This window comes from Roseateles chitinivorans (assembly GCF_050632145.1).
GTDB lineage: Bacteria > Pseudomonadota > Gammaproteobacteria > Burkholderiales > Burkholderiaceae_C > Roseateles > Roseateles chitinivorans_B.
On record NZ_CP192577.1, the window covers coordinates 3,822,787 to 3,842,549 of the forward strand.

Genomic DNA, 19,763 nt, shown 5'->3' on the forward strand with positions numbered 1-19,763 from the left:
CCGTCTTGATGTAGCCCGCGTGCGTGTCGTCGGCGGACCGCAGGGCGATGTCGCGATGGATCGCATCCAGCCCCTGCAAAGAGGCCTTGGTCATCTGGTTGATGCCGGCCGCGGGGATGGCCGCGAACGCTTCTGGCGACAGGGCGTTGAGTTCGGCCGCCGACATCCAGTACCACGAGACGGCGATGGACGGCACCTGCGCCGCGGTCAGCGCTCCGAAGGCGGAGACGGACAGTTGGTCGGGATTGCTCAGGCCGCCGACCTGCTGCGGGGTCATGGCGTGGATGGCCGAGGCTGAGAGGCCTCGCATCGAACTCAAGGGCATCTGCGAGATGGCGGCGACCGGCAAGGCGGCCATCGCCTGCGGCGACAGCGCGTTGAACCAGTCGGCGGACAGATAGCCCCAGACCGGCTTCAGGGACGGGATTTGCGTGGCGGTGAGACCGCTGGCGCCTGCGGGGCCCAGCCAGTCGGGGTGCGCCATCGCGGCGATCTGCTGAGGCGTCATCGCGCCCACCGTGGCCGCGCTGAGTGCCTGGTAGTCGGCCTTGGAGAGAGAGCCGATCCATGCCACCGGGAGGGCCGCAATGGCTGGCGCCGAGAGTGCGTTGATCCAATCGGTTCCCAATGCCGACAATTGATCCGTCGACAGACCCGCGATCGCTGACGCGGACAATTGATCGAGGTGCGACAGCGACTGCAGTTGCTGCGTGCTCCAGAGTTGCAGGGTCGATGCGTTCAAGCCCTGGACTGCGGCAGCGAGACAATTGGCTCAGCGCCTGCGGCGTGATGGCGGCGATCATGGCCGGCGTCTGGGCGTTGATCCAGGCGGCGCTCACGGTGGACCAGTCGGTGCCGGAGAAATGAGCCGCCGCGCTGCCGTACTCCGCCGGGGAAGCCATGACGCAGAAGTCGCCGGAGCCGGCGATCGAATCCAGCTCTTCCGGAGAAATTTCGAAGACGTACTTAGAGTCCCAGGGGTTCCGGAAGATGAACTTGTGATTCACTTCGTCGATGCCGATGACTGCGAACGCGTGGGATCCCACGAGGTTTGCCTTGCCATCGTCGCCTGTCGACGTTTTGTCGACGGATTCATAAGTGACGACGCCGGAACCGTTCGCCAGCGCCGACTTGACCGCGTCCCACGCCTGCGCGCCGGTGTCGAAATTCTTGTAGCTGCTGCCGCCAATCAGCGTTTGCAGGGCCAGCGAGACGACACCGCCGTTGAGCTTCGTCATGTCGTTTGCCCAACCGCGGTAGAAGTCGGCCTTCAGCAATCCGCTCGAGCAGGCCTCGACGTAGGCGTCTTCGACGAGGCGCGCCCAGGCGCCGGCGTTCGTGCTGGCACCGTAGTCGGCGACCTTGCCGTCGACAGTGATAAAGACGGGATCGGCAGTACTGCCGTTGTAGAACTTGACGGCGTAGGTGCCGTTGCCGTTCGAACTGATCAGACCGTTCAGCCGCTCGGGTGAGGTGACTGCGAGTTCCTCGAGCGATGAGATCAGCCAGCAATCGCCAAGACCGCCCTGCGACAGGCCCACTGCGGCCTGCTGGATGGAACCGTTGAAGAGGGCCTTGTCGGAGACGTCGGTGTAGCCGGTCGCGGTCGGATTTTTGCTACCCAGGAACCACTTGCAGACGGCCTGGTTGAAGGCGTCGGCGCTCATATTCACCTGCACACCCTCGCGAAGCATGCTGCCCATCAACGATGACACGTAGCTCGCGTCGCCAGTGGCGCTTTTCGCCGAGGCGAGCGTGTTGTTGAACGCGTCGAACTGAGCGGCCGTCAGACCGCCGGCGCCGATGTTCGAGCACATCGACTGCAGGTCCGCCAGCACGTTGTCGTAGTTGACGGAGGCGTCCTGGGACGCCATGGCGATGTAGCCCGCGTGCAGTTCATCCGCGCTCTTCAGCGCGATGGCGCGGCGCGTGGCGTCCAGTCCTTGCAGCGCGGCCAGCGACATCTGGTTGATGCCGGCGGCCGGGATGGCGGCGAAGGCTTCGGGCGTCAGGGCATTGAGCCAGCGCGCGCTGGCGGAGTCCCAGTCCGTGGCGAGACGGAGCTGCTCCGGACGCAACTTGCCGACGGCCGACAGGGGCACCCAGTCCGTGTCGGCGATGGCCGCGAACTGGGCGGCGGTCATGGATTGGAAATTCGCGTCCGGGAGGCTGCGGATGGCCGCGGCATTCAGGTTGGCGATCGCCGAGGGCGGGATGGCGCAGAAGGCGGCGGGCGTCAGCGCGTTCAGCCACTCCGGCGACACCTTGCTCCAGGCCTCAGGCGCGATCGCGGCAATCGCGGCCGGGGAGAACGCCGCGGCGGCGTCCGGCGACAGCAGCTCGGGATGGGCGATCGCGCCTGCTTGCTGCGCCGTCATGGCACCGACAGCTGCTGCATCGAGTCCCGCCACCGCGGTGTTCGACAACTGCGCGATGCCGGTGGGCGGGATGCCGGCGAATGCGGCGGGGGAGAGTGCATTGAGCCAGTCCGCCGACATCCAGCCCCACGAGATGCCGATCGCTGCCACCTGCTGGGCCGTGAAGCCGCTCACCACTGCGGGAGAAAGCTGGTCGGGGTTCGGGATGGCCGCGACCTGCTGGACGGTCATGGCGTGGATCGTCGATGCGGACAGTCCCTGTCTCGTGGTCGACGACATCTCCTGGATGGCGCTCACCGGCAGCGCTGCGACGGCCTGTGGCGTCAGGGCGTTGAACCATGCGGGCGAACAGAACCACCAGGCATCCTTGAGTTGAGGAACCTGGATGGCGGTGAGGCCGCTGACAGCGGCCGGCGTCAACCAGTCTGGATGTGCCAGGGCAGCAATCTGCTGCGGCGTCATCGCGGCGACCTGGGCCCCTGTCAGCCATTGGCAGTGCGCCTTGTCGAGGCCGGTGAGCGCGGACGTCGGCATCTGCTGGATCTGAGCCGCGGTCAGCGCGCTGAAGGTGGCTTGATCGAGGGAGTTGGGTCTGGTGAGGTCGGTCATGGTGGATGGCTGCTGGAATGGAGGGAGGTCCGGATCGGTTGGCGCCAGACGGCGAGGAACCGAGTCGACGGTTGTCGTGAGAGCGGGTCAGCGGAACGGGAATGCGGCAGTGACGACGGATACGGAATCCGTGCCGCCGCGCCATTGCCCGATATCGGCCAGGAGCTTCAAGCGCGCGGCATGCCACAGGGATTCGCATTGCGCCTGGGATTCCAGGGCATCGCCGAGGGCGTTCTGGGCGTTGATCAATTCAAGGATGTCGCCGACGCCGCGCTGATAGCGGTTGGCCGCTGATTCCAGGGCGGTCGTGGCGGTATCCAGCAACTGCTTCGACGAATCCAGTGACGCCCGAGAGGAATGGACATCTGAAACAGCGGTGACGAGTTCGCTCAATACCTGCTGTTCGGCGTCGACGACCTGGGCTTCGGAAACTTCAGCCTGTGCGCGGGCGCGCTGGACCTGGTATTTGTTGGAATACCCATCGAATATCGGAATATTCACGATGAATCCAGCGGAGATCGTGCTCGAGCGTCCGGTGGAGGGGGTCTGATTGGCTGATCCGTTCCGCTGATGGGACAGGCTGACATCGACAGTGGGCCGACCCTGGGACAGGGTGGCGGACACCTTGCGGGCGTCGGCATCTCGTTGCGCCCGGGCGGCCAGGATGGCCGGGTGATGCATGCGGGCGTCGTCCATCAGCGCGGCGAGGTCGGGCATCGGCGTGCTGTCGTCGGTCTGCACTCGAGCCGGCAGGGTCAGCGTCGTGCCGACGGGCGTGCCGATCACGTAGCCGAGCGATGAGAAGGCTTTGTCGACATCCGCCTGGGCGCGTTGGCGGGACAGCCGAGCGCGGGCCAGGGCGGTCTCCGCCTGCAGCGTGTCGTTGCGGCCGGCGACGCCTCGTTCCTCCCGCCGTTCAGCCGCGGCCAAGGTGCGGGCCGCCTGGCGCGCAGCCTGTTGTCGGGCTTCCAGCGTGGCTCGCGCCTGGAGGGCGGCGTAGTAGGCCTGTACGGTCTCGGCCACCGTCTTGCGCACGGCATCGTCACGACTGGCGACCGCCGCTTCCAGCAGCCTGTCGGCCGTGGATTGGTTGGCCGCGCGCTCACCGAAGTCGAACAGGCGCCAGTTCACGCCGACGGACCCACCCAGCCCGCGCGTGCGGCTGGTGGGATCCGTGGCACCGGGTGCGCGGGTGATGCTGTTCTGGGCCTGGAGACTGGCGTTGACGGTCGGCAACGAGGCGGCTCGGGCGATGCCGACCTCGGCCGTCCGCGCCTGGAGGGAGTGCCAGGCGGTCGACGTCTTGACGTTGCGGCAGAGCGCGGCGTCGACGGCGGCGGTCAGCGTCAGCGGCGCGGCCGCGTCGCCTGGGAGATCGCATCCGGGAAGTTCCGCACCCCGGGCGGAAAGTGCGAGCAGGAGCCAGGCGATCGTGGTGATGCCGGTCGAGCGTCGCCAGTGCCGGATGAATCGTGCGTCCATGTCTCAGTTCCTCCGCGCCGTGGCGCGAATGTGTCGGACATCGGAGGACGTCCGGATTGCTGGAACGGTTGAACGCTGCGTCCGCGGCGATCAACCATGGGACGCATTAGATTCATGTCAGGGCACCAGATAAATAGGTTGGCCGAGTTCGCTTGAGGAAACTTTGAACGCTTGTGGAAATTCTCCGGATTTGATTTACGTGAGCGACCGATCGGCCGATTTGTCAGCGTTTGCTATTGTTGGGTGGGAGGCCGATGTCGGCATTTGTTGCCCACGCACGCACTTCAATGGGCGTGTCCTCGCTTGGGCTGGTCATAATTAACTTGCTACCAGCCTATATTGACTGATGACATAGTTAATTTGAGCTAGCAAATATCCTTGGATATTTCGCCGGAGTACGACGAAAACAGGGCTGCGCGGCACTTGCAGCTGCAGTAGACCTGACGGAAGGAGGGGGATGCGTGGGGCGTCGCTCGGAGGAGAAGCGAAGCGATTTGAAGATCAGTTGCCAAGACCTGACCACTTGAAGAGTGGTGCCCGGAGCCGGACTCGAACCGGCACACCTTGCGGCGGGGGATTTTGAGTCCCCTGCGTCTACCGATTTCGCCATCCGGGCGGCACGGTCTTGCTGATCGCGAGGCCACTGGGCGTGACCTGCGTTGCGGCGCTGAAGCGTTGCCGCGAAGGCAACGGAGAGCCGCGAAATGAGAAAGACATTATGCCACGCAAGACCTGGCCTCCGCTGAGAGAATCGTGGGCATGAGTGATGCAAGCGCCTTCGATCCCACGAACTACCCGACCCTGGAAGATGTCATCGGCAACACGCCGCTGGTTCGGCTGCAACGGGTGCTCGGTCCCGAGCTCGCCGCGCGCGGCAACGTGCTGCTGGCGAAGCTGGAAGGGAACAACCCGGCGGGCTCGGTGAAGGACCGCCCGGCCATCAGCATGATCCGGCGTGCCGAGGAGCGCGGCGAGATCAAGCCGGGCGACACGCTGATCGAGGCGACGTCCGGCAACACGGGCATCGCGCTGGCGATGGCCGCCGCGATCCGCGGCTACCGCATGGTGCTGATCATGCCGGAGGACCTGTCCATCGAACGCGCCCAGACAATGAAGGCGTTCGGCGCCGAACTGATCCTGACGCCGCGTTCCGGCGGCATGGAGTACGCCCGTGATCTGGCCGAGCAGATGCAGCGGGACGGCAAGGGCCGGGTGCTGGACCAGTTCGCCAACAGCGACAACCCGCGGATCCATTACGAGACCACCGGGCCGGAGATCTGGCGCGACACCGGCGGGCGCATCACGCACTTCGTCAGCGCGATGGGCACGACCGGCACCATCACCGGTGTCTCGCGTTTCCTGAAGGAGAAGGATCCCGACGTGCGCATCGTCGGCGCGCAGCCGGCAGAGGGCTCACGCATCCCGGGCATCCGCAAATGGCCGGCGGCCTACCTGCCCAAGATCTACCGCCCCGAGACCGTGGACGAGCTCGTGCTGGTCGGCCAGTCGGATGCCGAGGACATGGCCCGCCGCCTGGCGCGCGAGGAGGGGCTGTTCGGCGGCATCTCGGCGGCCGGTGCCTGCTGGGTCGCGATGCAGATCGCGCGCCAGGTGTCGAACGCGACGATCGTGTTCGTCGTCTGCGATCGCGGCGACCGTTATCTGTCGACTGGCGTCTTTCCGGCCTGACGCCGCAAGGCCAATCGGGGATGATGGCCGCTCCACGACACGCAGGCGCTCCGGCGCCCACGCCTCATGAGCTTCCGTTTCTGCCCGCAATGCGCCAGTGAGCTGGCATGGATCGAGCTGCCGGAAGACGGCGGTCCGAAGACCCGGCTGCGTTGCCCGAACTGCGACTTCACCCACTGGAACAACCCGACCCCGGTGCTGGCCGCCGTCGTCGAGTGCGTCGACCGCGAGGGTCAGGTCTTGCTCGCGCGCAACGCGGCGTGGCCGGGGCCGTTCTTCGGCCTGATCACCGGCTTCATGGAGGCGGGTGAATCGCCGGAAGAGGGCATCCGGCGCGAAGTGCTGGAAGAGACCTCGTTGGAGGCGCTCGGCGCGACGCTGATCGGCGTCTACGACTTCCAGAAGAAGAACCAGATCATCATCGCCTATCACGTGCCCGCGCGTGGCGAAGTCACGCTGTCGCCGGAGCTGGTCGAGTACACGCTGACGCCGCCGGATCAACTGGCATGCTGGCCGGCCGGTACGGGCCAGGCCCTGGCGGATTGGTTGCGCGGGCGTGGCATCGAGCCGAAGTGGATGGCGCCTCGCAGCTGAAGCGCCAGCACGCGCTGACTAGAATCGCTTCATCGGCCCCGGTCATCGGCGGCAAGGACGCTCTCATGGACATTCACAAGGAACTCGACACCCGCGGACTGAACTGCCCGCTGCCCATCCTCAAGGCCAAGAAGGCCCTGGCGGAGATGGAAAGCGGCCAGTTGCTGAAGGTCGTCGCGACGGATCCCGGCTCGACACGCGACTTCCAGGCCTTCGCGCGGCAGACCGGCAATGAGCTGGTCGAGCAGACCGCGGCAGGCGACGAATTCATCCACGTGCTCAAGCGACGCTGAATCGAGCGTTCCCTGAAATGAAGAAGGCCACGCAGAGCGTGGCCTTCGTGCTTCATGACCGGGCAGTGACGGGAAGTCCTGCCGTCAGAAGTTCAGCGCGGTCAGATTTCCAGCGCCTTGAGGTACTCGCGGAAGCTGGCGCCGAGTTCCGGATGAGCCAGCGCCAGTTCGACGTTGGCTTGCAGGAAACCTTCCTTGCTGCCGCAGTCGTAGCGCTTGCCTTCATAACGGAAGGCGAAGACCTTCTCGCGGCGCATCAGCGCGGCGATGCCGTCGGTCAGCTGGATCTCGCCGCCGACGCCGCGCGGCTGCGTGGCGATCTCGCGGAACACGCCCGGCGTCAGGATGTAGCGGCCGGCCACGCCCAGGCGCGACGGGGCATCTTCGGGAGCGGGCTTCTCGACCATGTGGGTCAGGTCCATCAGCCGGTCGCTGATCGGCGCGCCGGCCACGATGCCGTAGCGCTTGGTGTGCTCGGCCGGCACTTCCTGGACCGCCAGGATGGAGGCCTGCCACTCGGAGAACTGGTCCACCATCTGCTTGAGCACCGGCGGCTTGCCGACCATCAGGTCGTCGGCCAGCAGCACCGCGAAGGGCTCGTTGACGACCACGCATTGCGCGCACAGCACCGCATGGCCCAGGCCGAGGGCCTTGGGCTGGCGGATGTAGATGCACTCCATGTCGTCCGGCTTGATGGAATGCACCATCGCCAGCAGTTCCTTCTTGCCGGCGGCTTCGAGTTCGGTCTCGAGTTCGAAGGCGGTGTCGAAATGATCCGGGATGGCACGCTTGTTACGGCCGTTCACGAAGATCATCTGACGGATGCCCGCCGCGTAGGCTTCTTCCACCGCGTACTGGATCAGCGGCTTGTCGACCACGGGCAGCATCTCCTTGGGCTGCGCCTTGGTGGCGGGCAGAAAGCGTGTGCCGAGTCCAGCAACCGGGAAGATTGCCTTGTTGATGAGGGCCATTTACGTACACTCCGACGGTAATTGCGCCGGCATTCTTGCACGGCACAGCTGAAAGAAAATCAAACAAACCTCTCCAAACCACTCATGGCAGTGCTAGTCCTGGAACCGCTGGAGGCTGACGTCCTGGAATGGCTGGCGGAGCGCCACGTCATCCAGGCCGCACCCGATCTGGCGGAGGCGCCGCACGCCTTGAGAGAGCATGTTGCGCAGGCCCAGGCAATTTTCTTGCCCGCCTCGATCGCGCTCGATGCGGAGATGATCCGCCGTGCCCCCCGCCTGCGTGCCGTGGGCCGCATCGGCGCAGGCGCGGAGAACATCGATCTCGAAGCCTGCCGTGCCGCCAACATCGAGGTGGTGCGCGCGCCGACCGCTGCGGCGTCGGCAGAGGCGGAGTTCGTCATCGGCGCGTTGCTGGCGCTGCTGCGTCGCGTGCCGGTGCAAGGGGCGGACGGCCACTGGGTCGGACGAGAGCTCGGCTGCGCGACCGTCGGCCTGGTCGGCCTCACCCCGTCGGCGCGCCAGTTGGCGACGCTGCTGCCGGCCTTTGGTGCGCGCGTGATCGGTTATGACCCGAGCCTGCACCATGCCGACCCGCTCTGGGGCCAGTGGGGCATCGAGCCTTACGGCCTGCGCGAACTGATGCAGGCGGCCGACGCGGTCAGCGTGCAACTGGCCTATTTCCCGCGTTATCGCGGCCTGATCGGGGAGCGGGTGCTGAACTTCTGCAAGCCGTCCCAGGTCCTGGTGTCGACCTCGCACTCGGCGCTGTTCGATGAACAGGCGTTGGCCGACGCGCTGCAAGGCGGTCGGCTGCTCGCCGCGTGGCTGGACCTGATGGAGCCGGGCCTGATGGAGACCGGCCGTCCGTTGCACGGCGTGCCCGGATTGCAGGTCACGCCGCGGATCGCGGCGACGACGCGCGAGTCACGGATGCGCGCCGCGTGGAGCGTGGCGCGGCGGATCTCCGAGATCCTGGCCACGCCCGCCGTTCAGCCTGAATTCAGACCGACCCACCCAGGCGCGCTGTCTGATCTTTTAGCCGAGCCACGGTGGCGCTGAAGTCGGCGATGCGCTGACGCTCCTGTTCCACGACGGCAGCCGGCGCGCGCGCCACGAAGCCTTCGTTGTCGAGCTTGGCCTTGGCCTTGGCGACCTCGCCCTCCAGACGCGCGATTTCCTTGGCGATGCGGGCGCGCTCGGCCTCGACGTCGATCTCCACCTTCAGCGCCAGACGCGCCGCGCCGTGCACCAGCACCGGCGACATCGCGCTCTGCGCATTGAACGCGGCTTCGTCCTCGATCAGCTCGACGCTCTGCAGCTTGGCCAGCACCTTCAGCGCGGGCGCCGCCTCGCGCAGGAAGGACAGGTCGCCGCCGGCCAGCAGCGGCACGCGGTCGGACGGGCTCAGGCCCATCTCGCCGCGCAGGCTGCGGCAGGTGCCGACCACCGACTTCAGCTGCTCGACCCAGGCGACGGCCTGCGGATCGATGCGTTCAGGCTGGGCGACCGGATAGGCCGCTGTCACCAGATAGTCGGTGGACTTGCGGCCCGCGATCGGGGCGACGGTCTGCCAGAGTTCCTCGGTGATGAACGGCGCGATCGGGTGCAGCAGGCGCAGGATGGTTTCCAGCACGCGGATCAGCGTGCGGCGCGTGGCGCGCTGCGCGGCCTCGTTGCCTTCGGCCTGCGCCGTCTGCAGCTGCACCTTGGCCAGCTCCAGGTACCAGTCGCAGTACTCGTCCCACACGAACGAGTAGATCGCGTTGGCGACCTGGTCCAGGCGGTAGTCCTCGAAGCCCTGCGCAACGGCCTGCTCGACCTTCTGCAGCTCGCTGACGATCCAGCGGTCGGCCTGCGAGAACTGCAGGTAGCCGTGGGCGCTGCCGCCGGGGGCGCACTGCTCCTTGGTGTGTTCCACCAGGCCGCAGTCCTGGCCCTGCGTGTTCATCAGCACGAAGCGGGTGGCGTTCCACAGCTTGTTGCAGAAGTTCCGGTAGCCCTCGCAGCGCTTGCTGTCGAAGTTGACGCTGCGGCCCAGCGTCGCCATCGCGGCGAAGGTGAAGCGCAGCGCGTCGGCGCCATAGCCGGGGATGCCTTCGGGGAATTCCTTCTCCGTGGCCTTGCGGACCTTGGGCGCGGTCTCGGGCTTGCGCAGGCCCTGCGTGCGCTTGTCCAGCAGTGGGGCCAGCTCGATGCCGTCGATCAGGTCGACCGGGTCGAGCACGTTGCCCTCGGACTTGCTCATCTTCTTGCCTTGCGCGTCCAGCACCAGGCCGTGGATGTACACATGCTTGAACGGCACCTGGCCGGTGAAGTGCGTCGTCATCATGATCATCCGGGCGACCCAGAAGAAGATGATGTCGTAGCCGGTCACCAGCACCGACGACGGCAGGAACAGGTCCTGTTCGACCGTCTTGGCCGGCCAGCCCAGCGTCGAGAAGGGCACCAGCGCCGACGAGTACCAGGTGTCCAGCACGTCCTCGTCGCGCTTGAGCGCGCCGGTGTAGCCGGCCGCGGCGGCCTTGGCCTGGGCTTCGGCCTCGTCATGGGCGACGAAGATCTCGCCGCCGGTGCCATACCAGGCGGGGATCTGATGGCCCCACCAGAGCTGGCGCGAGATGCACCAGTCCTGGATGTTGTTCATCCACTGGTTGTAGGTGTTGACCCAGTTCTCGGGCACGAACTTCACCTCGCCGCTGGCGACGACGTCGATCGCCTTCTGCGCGATGGACTTGCCGTCCCGGCCCGGCTTGCTGGTGGCGACGAACCACTGGTCCGTCAGCATCGGCTCGACGATCTGGCCGGTGCGGGTGCAGCGCGGCACCATCAGCTTGTGCTTCTTGACCTCGATCAGCAGGCCCTGGTCCTCGAGCGACTTGACGATCAGCTTGCGCGCGGCGAAGCGGTCCAGGCCGCGGTACTCGGCCGGGATCTCGTCCATCGTGTCGACGACGGTCGCGTCCAGCGTGAAGATCGTCAGCATCGGCAGCTGGTGGCGCTGGCCGACCTGGTAGTCGTTGGTGTCGTGCGCCGGCGTGACCTTGACGACGCCGGTGCCGAATTCCTTGTCGACGTAGTCGTCGGCGATCACCGGCACCAGGCGGCCCGTGATAGGCAGCTTCACCTGGCGGCCGATCAGGTGCTTGTAGCGCTCATCCTCCGGGTGGACCATGACGGCGGTGTCGCCCAGCATCGTCTCGGGACGCGTGGTCGCGACCACCAGCGATTCCTCGCCCTCGGCCATCGGATAGCGGATGTGCCACAGCGAACCGTCTTCCTCCTCGCTCTCGACCTCGAGGTCGGAGACGGCGGACTTCAGGATCGGGTCCCAGCTCACCAGCCGCTTGCCGCGGTAGATCAGGCCCTCGTCGAAGAGCTTGACGAAGGTGTCGACGACGACGGGCGACAGCTTCTCGTCCATCGTGAAGTACTCGTGGCCCCACGACACCGAGTCGCCCATGCGGCGCATCTGCTGGGTGATGGTCGAGCCGGACTGCTGCTTCCACTCCCAGACCCGGGCGACGAAGTTCTTGCGGCCCAGGTCGTGGCGGCTCTGTCCCTGGCCCTGCAGCTGGCGCTCCACGACGATCTGCGTGGCGATGCCGGCGTGGTCGGTGCCGGGGACCCACAGCGTGTTGTGGCCGCGCATGCGGTGGTAGCGCGTCAACGAGTCCATGATGGTCTGGTTGAACGCGTGGCCCATGTGCAGCGTGCCCGTCACGTTCGGCGGGGGCAGCTGGATGCTGAACGACGGCTTGGCCGGATCGAGCGTCGGCTCGTAAAGGCCCTTGGACTCCCACAGCGGGCCCCAATGGGCTTCAAGAGAGGCGGGTTCGAAGGACTTGGCGAGTTCGGTCATGGGGCAGGCCGCCGTGAAGCGGTGTCATCTGGGCGAGGGACAAGGTGAGCCGGCGATTGTAGGGCGGCGGGACCCCGCGACGCCCGCGGCGGACGGCCTGAGACGGGGGACACCCCAGAGGGGGAACGCTTCCCACCGTGGAGGGCGCTGTCGAATCCCGACTCCCTGACGCGTCGTGTCAGCAGGGACGCCGTTTGCCCGGCGTCTTCTCTGCGTTTCGCCCGGTTCCCCCTTGGAGGCATTCCCTCGGGCGGGCGGCGGCGATACAAAACGAAAAACAGCGATACCGCGGTGAGATGCCCTGGCGAGGGGGCATGGGAATCATGGCGACATGGATTCACCGCCCGGACACCCGGGCTTTACCGAGGAATTGCAACATGCATCTGTTTCGACGCTGGAGCCACCACCATGAACGTCAGCACGCTCACTTCGGCCACGATGGCCGCTTCGGTCCTTTCGGCCCTGTGTGTGACGATGGCTTCTACGGCCCGCTGCCCGTCACCGGACCCTGGTACCGCTTCGGTGGTTTCGGCGGCTTCCCCTGGGGCTGGGGCGGTCTTGGACACGGCCGCCATGGAGGACATGGACGCGGACACGGCCGCCACGGCCACCACGGTCGCCATGGTCACCACGGCGGTCATGGGTGGGACGGCTTCGGCGGGGGCCTGGGATCCGATGCCCACCACGCCGGCCGCGGCGAGAGGCTGCAAGCCCGGGCCCGCGCCTTTCTGGACCTGAGCGACAGCCAGTCCGAACTGCTGGAGCGGCTGGTCGACCAGCTCGCCACGGCCAGGCGCGCGGTGAAGGCGCTGGCGCGCGGCCCGGAGGTCGCGCGGCTCTTCGAGAGCGAGAACTTCCGCCGCGACGAGGCGCAGGAACTCTTCGACGGCCAGATCGAGGCGCTGCGCGCGACCGGTCCGGCGCTGGTCGCCGCCTTCGGCGACTTCTTCGACGCCCTGGACTTCGACCAGCAGCAGATGCTGCGTTTCATGCTGCGCCGCTTGCGCCGCCGGGCGGGTCGTGGCGGTGACGCCCGCGAGGGGCGTGACGGGCAGGACGGGCGTGGTCGCGATCACGGCCGCGATGGCCGCGATGGCCATGACGGTTCCAGCGATCGGAGCCTCTGATGGACAGCCGCGACTGCCGGCAGCCCCCGGGGCTGCTGCGGCCGGTCATCGACCGCAACCGCTGCGAGGGCAAGGGCGACTGCGTCGAGGTCTGCCCGTACGGTGTCTTCTCGGTCGGCACGCTGCCGGCGGAACGGCGCAAGGAACTGACCCTGTTCGGCAAGCTGCGCGGCTACGCGCACGGTTGGCAGCAGGCCTTCACGCCCAACGCCGACGTGTGCCGCGCCTGTGGCCATTGCGTCAAGGCCTGTCCCGAACGGGCGATCACGCTGGTCCGGCACAGCCACAATGGACGCCACGATGCATCGATTGCTGCTGATTGACGACGACGAGGCGCTGGCCGCGCCGCTGGCGAGCTACCTGGCGCGCTTCGACTTCGACTTGAGCGCGGTGACGCGGCCCAGCGCCGCGCTCGCGCGCCTGGCCGAGGAGCGCTTCGACGCCTTGATCCTGGACGGCATGCTGCCGGAGATGGACGGCTTCGCGTTCTGCAAGCGCGTGCGCGGCGGCACGGAGCCCTGGCGCGAGATCCCGATCCTGATGCTGACCGCGCGCGGCGACCTGACCGACCGCGTGGTCGGCCTCGAACTGGGCGCCGACGACTACCTGGCCAAGCCTTTCGAGCCTCGCGAACTCGCGGCGCGGCTGCAGACCATCCTGCGCCGCACGCGGCTGGCGCCGGCCGCCTCCGTGCCGGCGACGCTGCTGCGCTTCGCGGGCCTGGACATCGACACGGCCCGCCGTGTCGTGACGGTGATGGCGGGACCGGTCGAACTCACCAGCACCGAGTACGAACTGCTCCTGATGCTGGCCCGCGAGCCGGGGCGGGTGTTCTCGCGCGACGAGATCCTGAACCGCCTGCGCGGCCAGGAAGCCGACCTCTACACGCGGGCGGTGGACATCCTGGTGAGCCGGATGCGCCGCAAGCTCGAGCCGCTGGAGGCGCTCAAGACGCTGCGCAACGCGGGCTACTGCTTCGCCCTGCCGGCGGCGGAGGAGGGCGCATGACCGACCCGCGTCATCCCTACGACCACTGGAACGATCCGCGCCAGCGCCACGCGCACCGTGAGGAATGGCGGCGCCGCGCGCGGCAGCTGCGGCGCATGCACAAGCTGGAGAAGATGCGCCGCTGGGCGGAGATGGAGGCCGGGGGCATCCCTTTCCCGCGCGAGCGCGGCTGGCGCTGGCACATGCGGGCGCGCAACCGCTGGCACCAGCGCTGGCACCGGCATCACGCGCAGTTCAAGCACTCGCTGGGCGCGCGGCTGATCGCGATCTTCGTCGTACTGGCCTGCGCCGGCATCGGCATCCTGTGGGCGTCGATGCAGGTCGAGTACGGCCTGCTGTGGGCGGTGCCGCTGCTGTTGCTGGTGACGGGTCTTGCCTACGGCGGCATCCGCCACCTGGTGGGGCCGCTGCGCGAACTGGCGGCGGGCGCGGAAGCCTTCGGACGAGGCGATCTCGAGCATCGCGTCCCGATCTACCACCGCGACGAGATCGGCGACCTCGCGCACCGCTTCAACCAGATGGCAGAGGACATCCAGGCCATGCTCGACGGCAAGCGGGCGCTGCTGCTGGCGATCAGCCACGAGTTGAGAAGCCCGCTGACACGGGCACGGCTGCATGCGGAGCTGGTCGACGAGGGCGCGTCGAAGGAGGCGCTGCTGGACGAGCTCGCGCAGATGCGGGAGCTGATCTCGGCGCTGCTGGAGAGCGAGCGCCTGGGCAGCGGGCACCGCGCGCTGCAGGTGGCCGACTGCGACCTCGGCGCGCTGGCGCGCGAGCAGGATCAGCCGGGCGTGGCGCTGCGTGTCGACCGCGACCTGCCGGTGCTGAGGCTGGACCGCATGCGGGTGCAGCTGCTGCTGCGCAACCTGGTGCACAACGCGTTGCGGCACAACGATCCGGACGTCGGACCGGTGATGGTGAGCGTCGAGCGCGACGGCGGTGGCGCAAAGCTCTCCGTGCGGGATCACGGAGCGGGTGTGCCGCCGGAGGTGCTGTCCCAGCTCGGCCAGCCGTTCTTCCGGCCGGACGAGGCACGGGCCCGCAGCGAGGGAGGCGTGGGCCTCGGCCTGTCGCTGTGCCGCCTCGTCGCCGAGGCGCACGGCAGTCGACTGGAGCTGCGCAACGCGCAGCCGGGGTTCGAGGCGGTGGTGAGATTCCCCTGACGGCAGGCTCACCCACTCATCCGAGTGGCACCTGACGATTCGCCTACCGAGACGAGCCAGTCTGCCTGCGAGAAGCCGTGTGGCGCCGATGCCGACGATTTCATTGAATCGATTTCATTGATCTTTTCGTGCCAGGTCTTGTCGGCGGCGCGAGGAAGATCCATCTCCCGCGTCGTCAGGCGCGGTCCATGTCATCCCGATGAAGGTGATGTTGATGAATTGATCCGATCTGACTGGAGTTGTCCATGTCCTCGATGTCCTACTCTCACGCCGGTGCGTCCGGCCCCCTTGCCGCCGCGCGCTTCAGCGGTGCGTCCGCCTTTTCCGACAGCCTCGATGACGAGCTCGACGATGAGCCCGGCGCCGGCCTCGCTGCGCGGGCCGTCGACGCCAGCGACGGCACCGGCAACGGCGCGCCGCCGGCCCCACCGCCCCCAGCGCCCCCGTCCGGCGACGAGGGGCGGCCGCCGCGCCCGCCCCGCGTCCCGCGAAGACGCTGTTCATGCAGCGCCGTCTGCTGGAGCTCCGGCCGCTGCTGCGCCTGAACGGCCAGGAATTCGAAGCCTTCCTCTACCAGTCGCGCATGTACCCGTCGCTGAGCCGCTTCGCGCCGGGCAGCGTCGAATACTGCGTGCCGCGGCGCGACATCACGGTCGGCCTGGCGATGAAGACGCTGCGCGAGCGCGTCGAGCATGCCGCCGTCATCGCGGAGCTGGTCTGCCGGCTCAAGCGCGATGACGAGGAGGAAGGCGCGCTGTGCAACGACGACGAGGCGGTCATCGCCTCCGCGGCGATCCGCGACGACCTGCGCGAGGCGCTGGGCATGCTCGGCGTCTACGAACAGGCCATCCGTGACGGCGTGCCGGTGGTGCAGTACCACGAGCCGGTGCCGGAAGCGGCGTGAGGGGCGCTGCAGGAGGCCGCCGGGCCCGATCCGTATCGGGCTGATCCGTCGTGGCCCGATCCATCCTGGCTCGCATCCTGGCTCGGTAAGCCGCGGGTAAGTCGGGGGACCGGAGGATGCGCCCTTAACATCCGCATTTCCGCCCCCGCTGCCCATGAATCGAATCGCCCTGATCGAGGATCACGTCCGGCTGGCCGACCTGATCCGTCAGGCCTTGCAGGCCGCCGGCATTCCGACCGATGTCTTCCATGCGATGGAGCCTGCCTGGGTCGCGCATCGCGACGTCGGTTATGCCGCGCTGGTCATCGACCGCGGCCTGCCGGACGGCGACGGTCTGGCGCTGGTCAAGCGCCTGCGCGCGGCGCACCAGGGCACGCCCTGCCTGATGCTCACGGCGCGCGACGCCTTGCACGACCGCATCGACGGACTCGAATCCGGCGCCGACGACTACCTTGCCAAACCCTTCCCGATGGAGGAACTGGTGGCGCGTGTGCGGGCACTGATGCGCCGATCGGTCGCGGTGCGGCCACCGCGTGCGGTCTTCGGCGACATCGAGGTCGTGATCGAGGAGGCGCTGCTGGTGCGCGGCGAAGTCTCGGTGGCGCTGGCGCCGGCGGAACTGCAGATCGCGATCGCGCTGGTGCAGCAGCAGGGACGCACGGTCCGGCGCGCGGCGCTGGAGGCGGCGGCCTGGGGGCTGTCCGAGGCGGTGACGCCGAACGCGCTGGACGTCGCGCTGCATCGCCTGCGCAAGAAATTGGGCTCGCTCGGCTCGGCGCTGCGCATCGTCAATCTCAGGAATCACGGGTATGCGCTTCAAGATGCGGTGGCCGAATAGCCTGCGCAACCGCGTGCTGGCGGTGCTGGCGGCCAGCATGCTGCTGAGCGCGGTGCTGGTCGGTTTCGCCTCCATGGTGCTGTGGGAGCCGTTCACGCGCTGGGTGCTGCGCGACCAGATCGAGGACAACGGCGAGTCGATCGCGCGCCATCTGCGCTTCGATGCGCAGGGCTGGCCGATCGGCATCGAGGAGAAGGCGATCGAGCCCTGGCTGTTCGACAGCCTGCGCCACGAGGTCATGCTGCGCGTGGCGGACAAGGAGGGCTACGTCGCCTATTCGTCGGACGGCATCAAGACCACGATCGCGCCGGACGGCAAGGAGTTCGAGCCACGGCGGCAGTCCTTCGTCTTCAGCCGCAAGGGCATCGCGATGCACGGCGCGACCGTGCCCTTCGATCACGCCGGACGCCGTTGGTACGTGCAGTTCGCCGTGACCGACCGCATGGTGCTGCAGATGCGGGAGTCGATCGGCTTCGACGTCTTCCGGCAGGGCGTGATCGCGCTGGGCGCGACCTTCGTGCTGATCTTCCTGATCACGATCAACGTGGCGCTGCGTCAGGCCTTGCTGCCGGTGCGCGCGGCGTCCAGCGCCGCACGCCGCATCGCGCCCCGGACGCTGGCCGAGCGCCTGCCCGCCGCCGACCAGCCGCGCGAGCTGCGCCCGCTGGTCGAGGCCTTCAACGCGGCACTGGACCGGCTGCAAGGCGGGTTCAAGACGCAGCAGGAGTTCCTGTCGAATGCCGCGCACGAACTGAAGACGCCGCTGGCGCTGATCCGCGCGCAGGTGGAGCTGGCCGAGGCCGGCGCCTGGCGCGACCAGGTGCTGGACGACGTCGACCGCGTCGCGCGCCAGGTGCAGCAGCTGCTGTTGCTGGCGGAGGCCAGCGAGCAACGCAACTACCGCGTCGAGGCGATCGATCCGACACCGGCGTTGCGTGAGGTCTTCGACTTCATGGAACGCGTGGCCGCGCGGCATGACGTGACCCTGGGCCTGCACCTGAGTCCCTCGCTGCGTTTGTGGCGCGCGGATCGCGGCGCGCTCTTCACGCTGTTGAAGAACCTGCTGGAGAACGCGATCCAGCACAGTCCGCGAGAGGGCGTGGTCACGCTGATGGCGGCACCGGACGGATTCACGGTCTCGGATCAGGGCAAGGGCGTGGCCGAGCAGGACCTGCCGCGCATCTTCGAGCGCTTCTGGCGCGGCGCCGACCGGCGCGAGCAGGGGCGGGACTGGGGCTGGCGATCTGCACCGAGATCGCGTCGGCGCACGGCTGGCGGTTGAGCGCGCATCGGCGATCGCCGGGACCGGGGCTGGAGGTGCGATGCGACATGACGGCGGCCGTGGATGCCGGGCCGGATCGCAGTCCTTCTGCGGAGCCCGCCGCGCGTCCTCAAGGGCAGGCCGCCATGCTGCCTGCCAGTGGGCTTGCGACGAATACGCCGAGACCATCCGGCACCGGCACCGGCACCGGCACCGGCGTGCAGACGGGCTATTCCCAGGCCCTGGTGCGCGCCTTGTTCTGACCTGGCGACGTTCGTCGGTTGAGCCCGGCCGGGCTTCTCCGTACCTGGGGAGTCCCGTTCCGCTCAATAATCCCGTCGATCAAAGGCTCCCGGTTATCAAGGCGTGCAGCACTTTCACCGTTTCAATCTCTCCGCAAGCGCGACGGCTGTCGCGGTCCTCCTCTGCCTGTCGGCTTGCGGAAGTCTGCGGCCGGAGGAGGACGCCATGCTGGCGGCGGACGTCGTTTCCGTTTTCGACTCGGAGCAGGACGCGGTTTCTGTGGCCTCCGGTCATTTCGGCGTGGTGCCTCGGATGCTCGCCCGCGAGTCGGATCTGATCGTGATCGGGCGCCGGACGTGCAACGCCGGCGCGGTCCAGGTCAAGGCGCTTGATGGCTCGACGGGATGGTCTGTCGCGACCTCGCTCAAGAGCAGCGGCCCCTGCCCACTTCCGACCTGACGCCCTTCGTCCGTCCCGAAGGACAGCACCGGTGACGCTTCGTGGCTATCATCGCCGCGATCAAGGAGACGACATGAAGACACGCTTCTGGATGGCGCTCACCGCGGGCGCACTTTTCTCCCTGTCGGCGGCGGCCCAGGACGTCACGCTGACGCGACTCGACTGCGGCAACGGGACCAACGACCCGCGACGCTTCAGCGACACCTTCGCCTACACCGAGACGTCCAAGCCCTTCACCTTCAGCTGCTACGTCATCCGGCATGGCGCGGACGTGATGGTGTGGGACACCGGCTACCTGCCGGGCTCCGCGCCCAACGCGACCAACAAGCCGCTGGGGGACCTGCTCAAGCAGATCAAGATCGATCCCGCGGACGTGAAGTACGTCGGCATCAGCCACTTCCACGCCGACCACACCGGTCAGGTGAGCCTGTTCAGGAACGCGACGCTGCTGATCGGCAAGGCCGACTGGGAGGCCGTCAACGCGACGCCGCCGATGGCCGGCGCGAACGCGAAGGGCTTCGCCGAGTGGATCGCCGAGCAGCGCAAGGTCGAGCCGCTGAGCGCGGACAAGGACGTCTTCGGCGACGGCACCGTGATGGTCCTGCGCGCGCCGGGGCACACGCCGGGACACAGCATCCTGCTGGTCCGCCTCAAGGAGATGGGGCCGGTGATCCTCAGCGGGGATTCCGTCCACTTCCACGAGAACTACGAGCACGACGGCGTGCCGGGCTTCAACGACGACCGGGCGCAGACGCTGGCCTCGATCCAGCGCGTCAAGCAGATCGAGAAGAACCTCAAGGCCACGGTCATCATCCAGCACGACCCGCGCGACATCGGGAAGCTGCCGGCATTCCCGGCGGCGGCGAAGTAGCCGCGGACGGGCGA

Annotated in this window: 16 protein-coding genes, 1 tRNA gene and 1 pseudogene; 13 read left to right on the plus strand and 5 right to left on the minus strand. The window is 67.6% G+C overall.

Going from position 1 to position 19,763, the window contains the following annotated elements; all coding sequences use genetic code 11:
• Positions 1–980 precede the first annotated feature (980 nt).
• The 3 genes and pseudogenes from ACQ86G_RS17575 to ACQ86G_RS17585 form a co-directional block, all read right to left on the minus strand.
• Positions 981–2,987: pseudogene (locus ACQ86G_RS17575) on the minus strand (C2 family cysteine protease); the annotation flags it as partial.
• 87 nt (positions 2,988–3,074) lie between these two features.
• A complete protein-coding gene (locus ACQ86G_RS17580; protein WP_431256534.1) occupies positions 3,075–4,469 on the minus strand; it encodes a TolC family protein in 1,395 nt (464 codons plus the stop codon).
• Positions 4,470–5,000: 531 nt separating this feature from the next.
• Positions 5,001–5,085, minus strand: a tRNA-Leu gene (locus ACQ86G_RS17585).
• Positions 5,086–5,228: 143 nt separating this feature from the next.
• Between ACQ86G_RS17585 and cysM the strand changes: the two genes are divergently transcribed.
• The 3 genes from cysM to ACQ86G_RS17600 all read left to right on the plus strand — a co-directional run bounded on the left by cysM (position 5,229) and on the right by ACQ86G_RS17600 (position 7,045).
• On the plus strand, positions 5,229–6,158 hold the full coding sequence (cysM, locus tag ACQ86G_RS17590) for a cysteine synthase CysM (protein ID WP_431256535.1): 930 nt from the start codon (positions 5,229–5,231) through the stop codon (positions 6,156–6,158).
• Between the two features lie 66 nt (positions 6,159–6,224).
• Positions 6,225–6,752 (plus strand): NUDIX domain-containing protein, encoded by a 528-nt coding sequence (locus tag ACQ86G_RS17595; RefSeq protein ID WP_431256536.1) that lies wholly within the window; start codon positions 6,225–6,227, stop codon positions 6,750–6,752.
• Between the two features lie 65 nt (positions 6,753–6,817).
• Positions 6,818–7,045 (plus strand): sulfurtransferase TusA family protein, encoded by a 228-nt coding sequence (locus tag ACQ86G_RS17600; RefSeq protein ID WP_088406471.1) that lies wholly within the window; start codon positions 6,818–6,820, stop codon positions 7,043–7,045.
• A 101-nt stretch (positions 7,046–7,146) separates the two neighbouring features.
• Here ACQ86G_RS17600 and galU read toward each other — a convergent pair whose 3' ends face one another.
• Entirely contained in the window at positions 7,147–8,016 is an 870-nt protein-coding gene (gene galU / locus ACQ86G_RS17605; protein ID WP_067274262.1) for a UTP--glucose-1-phosphate uridylyltransferase GalU, read from the minus strand.
• Between the two features lie 84 nt (positions 8,017–8,100).
• Here galU and ACQ86G_RS17610 point away from each other — a divergent pair, with 84 nt between their 5' ends.
• Complete coding sequence (locus ACQ86G_RS17610; protein WP_431256537.1) at positions 8,101–9,075, plus strand: NAD(P)-dependent oxidoreductase; 975 nt, start codon at positions 8,101–8,103, stop codon at positions 9,073–9,075.
• Here the strand turns inward: ACQ86G_RS17610 and ACQ86G_RS17615 are convergent.
• Positions 9,017–11,875, minus strand: coding sequence for a valine--tRNA ligase (locus tag ACQ86G_RS17615; RefSeq protein WP_431256538.1), 2,859 nt, complete (start codon positions 11,873–11,875; stop codon positions 9,017–9,019). The genes ACQ86G_RS17610 and ACQ86G_RS17615 overlap by 59 nt on opposite strands.
• Before the next feature lie 377 nt (positions 11,876–12,252).
• Between ACQ86G_RS17615 and ACQ86G_RS17620 the strand changes: the two genes are divergently transcribed.
• The 9 genes from ACQ86G_RS17620 (at position 12,253) to ACQ86G_RS17660 (ending at position 19,749) form a co-directional block, all read left to right on the plus strand.
• Complete coding sequence (locus tag ACQ86G_RS17620; protein ID WP_431256539.1) at positions 12,253–13,002, plus strand: hypothetical protein; 750 nt, start codon at positions 12,253–12,255, stop codon at positions 13,000–13,002.
• Entirely contained in the window at positions 13,002–13,325 is a 324-nt protein-coding gene (locus ACQ86G_RS17625) for an ATP-binding protein (RefSeq protein WP_431256540.1), read from the plus strand. The genes ACQ86G_RS17620 and ACQ86G_RS17625 overlap by 1 nt, the downstream gene beginning before the upstream one ends.
• Positions 13,303–14,010: a response regulator transcription factor gene (locus ACQ86G_RS17630; RefSeq protein ID WP_431256541.1), complete on the plus strand. Its 708-nt coding sequence runs from the start codon at positions 13,303–13,305 to the stop codon at positions 14,008–14,010. Before ACQ86G_RS17625 ends, ACQ86G_RS17630 begins: the two co-directional genes overlap by 23 nt.
• The gene (locus ACQ86G_RS17635) at positions 14,007–15,173 is read left to right on the plus strand and encodes a HAMP domain-containing sensor histidine kinase (protein WP_431256542.1); all 1,167 of its coding nucleotides are present in this window, start codon (positions 14,007–14,009) and stop codon (positions 15,171–15,173) included. The genes ACQ86G_RS17630 and ACQ86G_RS17635 overlap by 4 nt, the downstream gene beginning before the upstream one ends.
• A gap of 502 nt (positions 15,174–15,675) precedes the next feature.
• Entirely contained in the window at positions 15,676–16,077 is a 402-nt protein-coding gene (locus tag ACQ86G_RS17640; protein WP_431256543.1) for a hypothetical protein, read from the plus strand.
• 154 nt (positions 16,078–16,231) lie between these two features.
• Positions 16,232–16,915 (plus strand): response regulator transcription factor, encoded by a 684-nt coding sequence (locus ACQ86G_RS17645; RefSeq protein ID WP_431256544.1) that lies wholly within the window; start codon positions 16,232–16,234, stop codon positions 16,913–16,915.
• Positions 16,899–18,197 carry a sensor histidine kinase gene (locus tag ACQ86G_RS17650; protein WP_431256545.1) on the plus strand — a complete coding sequence of 433 codons (1,299 nt, stop codon included), beginning with the start codon at positions 16,899–16,901 and terminating at the stop codon, positions 18,195–18,197. Before ACQ86G_RS17645 ends, ACQ86G_RS17650 begins: the two co-directional genes overlap by 17 nt.
• A 447-nt stretch (positions 18,198–18,644) precedes the next feature.
• Positions 18,645–18,878, plus strand: a complete 234-nt coding sequence (locus ACQ86G_RS17655; RefSeq protein WP_431256546.1) for a hypothetical protein — start codon at positions 18,645–18,647, stop codon at positions 18,876–18,878.
• Positions 18,879–18,951: 73 nt separating this feature from the next.
• Complete coding sequence (locus tag ACQ86G_RS17660) at positions 18,952–19,749, plus strand: N-acyl homoserine lactonase family protein (RefSeq protein ID WP_431256547.1); 798 nt, start codon at positions 18,952–18,954, stop codon at positions 19,747–19,749.
• The last annotated feature ends 14 nt before the right edge of the window (positions 19,750–19,763 follow it).

Bases quoted from the DNA above. Each gene is read 5' to 3' on its own strand.
- ACQ86G_RS17645 (WP_431256544.1), top strand. From the start codon at position 16,232: ATGAATCGAATCGCCCTGATCGAGGATCACGTCCGGCTGGCCGACCTG.
- ACQ86G_RS17580 (WP_431256534.1), bottom strand. From the start codon at position 4,469: ATGGACGCACGATTCATCCGGCACTGGCGACGCTCGACCGGCATCACC.
- ACQ86G_RS17635 (WP_431256542.1), top strand. From the start codon at position 14,007: ATGACCGACCCGCGTCATCCCTACGACCACTGGAACGATCCGCGCCAG.
- ACQ86G_RS17600 (WP_088406471.1), top strand. From the start codon at position 6,818: ATGGACATTCACAAGGAACTCGACACCCGCGGACTGAACTGCCCGCTG.
- galU (WP_067274262.1), bottom strand. From the start codon at position 8,016: ATGGCCCTCATCAACAAGGCAATCTTCCCGGTTGCTGGACTCGGCACA.
- ACQ86G_RS17595 (WP_431256536.1), top strand. From the start codon at position 6,225: ATGAGCTTCCGTTTCTGCCCGCAATGCGCCAGTGAGCTGGCATGGATC.
- ACQ86G_RS17620 (WP_431256539.1), top strand. From the start codon at position 12,253: ATGCATCTGTTTCGACGCTGGAGCCACCACCATGAACGTCAGCACGCT.
- ACQ86G_RS17660 (WP_431256547.1), top strand. From the start codon at position 18,952: ATGAAGACACGCTTCTGGATGGCGCTCACCGCGGGCGCACTTTTCTCC.
- ACQ86G_RS17625 (WP_431256540.1), top strand. From the start codon at position 13,002: ATGGACAGCCGCGACTGCCGGCAGCCCCCGGGGCTGCTGCGGCCGGTC.
- ACQ86G_RS17655 (WP_431256546.1), top strand. From the start codon at position 18,645: ATGCTGGCGGCGGACGTCGTTTCCGTTTTCGACTCGGAGCAGGACGCG.
- ACQ86G_RS17630 (WP_431256541.1), top strand. From the start codon at position 13,303: ATGCATCGATTGCTGCTGATTGACGACGACGAGGCGCTGGCCGCGCCG.
- cysM (WP_431256535.1), top strand. From the start codon at position 5,229: ATGAGTGATGCAAGCGCCTTCGATCCCACGAACTACCCGACCCTGGAA.
- ACQ86G_RS17650 (WP_431256545.1), top strand. From the start codon at position 16,899: ATGCGGTGGCCGAATAGCCTGCGCAACCGCGTGCTGGCGGTGCTGGCG.
- ACQ86G_RS17610 (WP_431256537.1), top strand. From the start codon at position 8,101: ATGGCAGTGCTAGTCCTGGAACCGCTGGAGGCTGACGTCCTGGAATGG.
- ACQ86G_RS17615 (WP_431256538.1), bottom strand. From the start codon at position 11,875: ATGACCGAACTCGCCAAGTCCTTCGAACCCGCCTCTCTTGAAGCCCAT.
- ACQ86G_RS17640 (WP_431256543.1), top strand. From the start codon at position 15,676: ATGCAGCGCCGTCTGCTGGAGCTCCGGCCGCTGCTGCGCCTGAACGGC.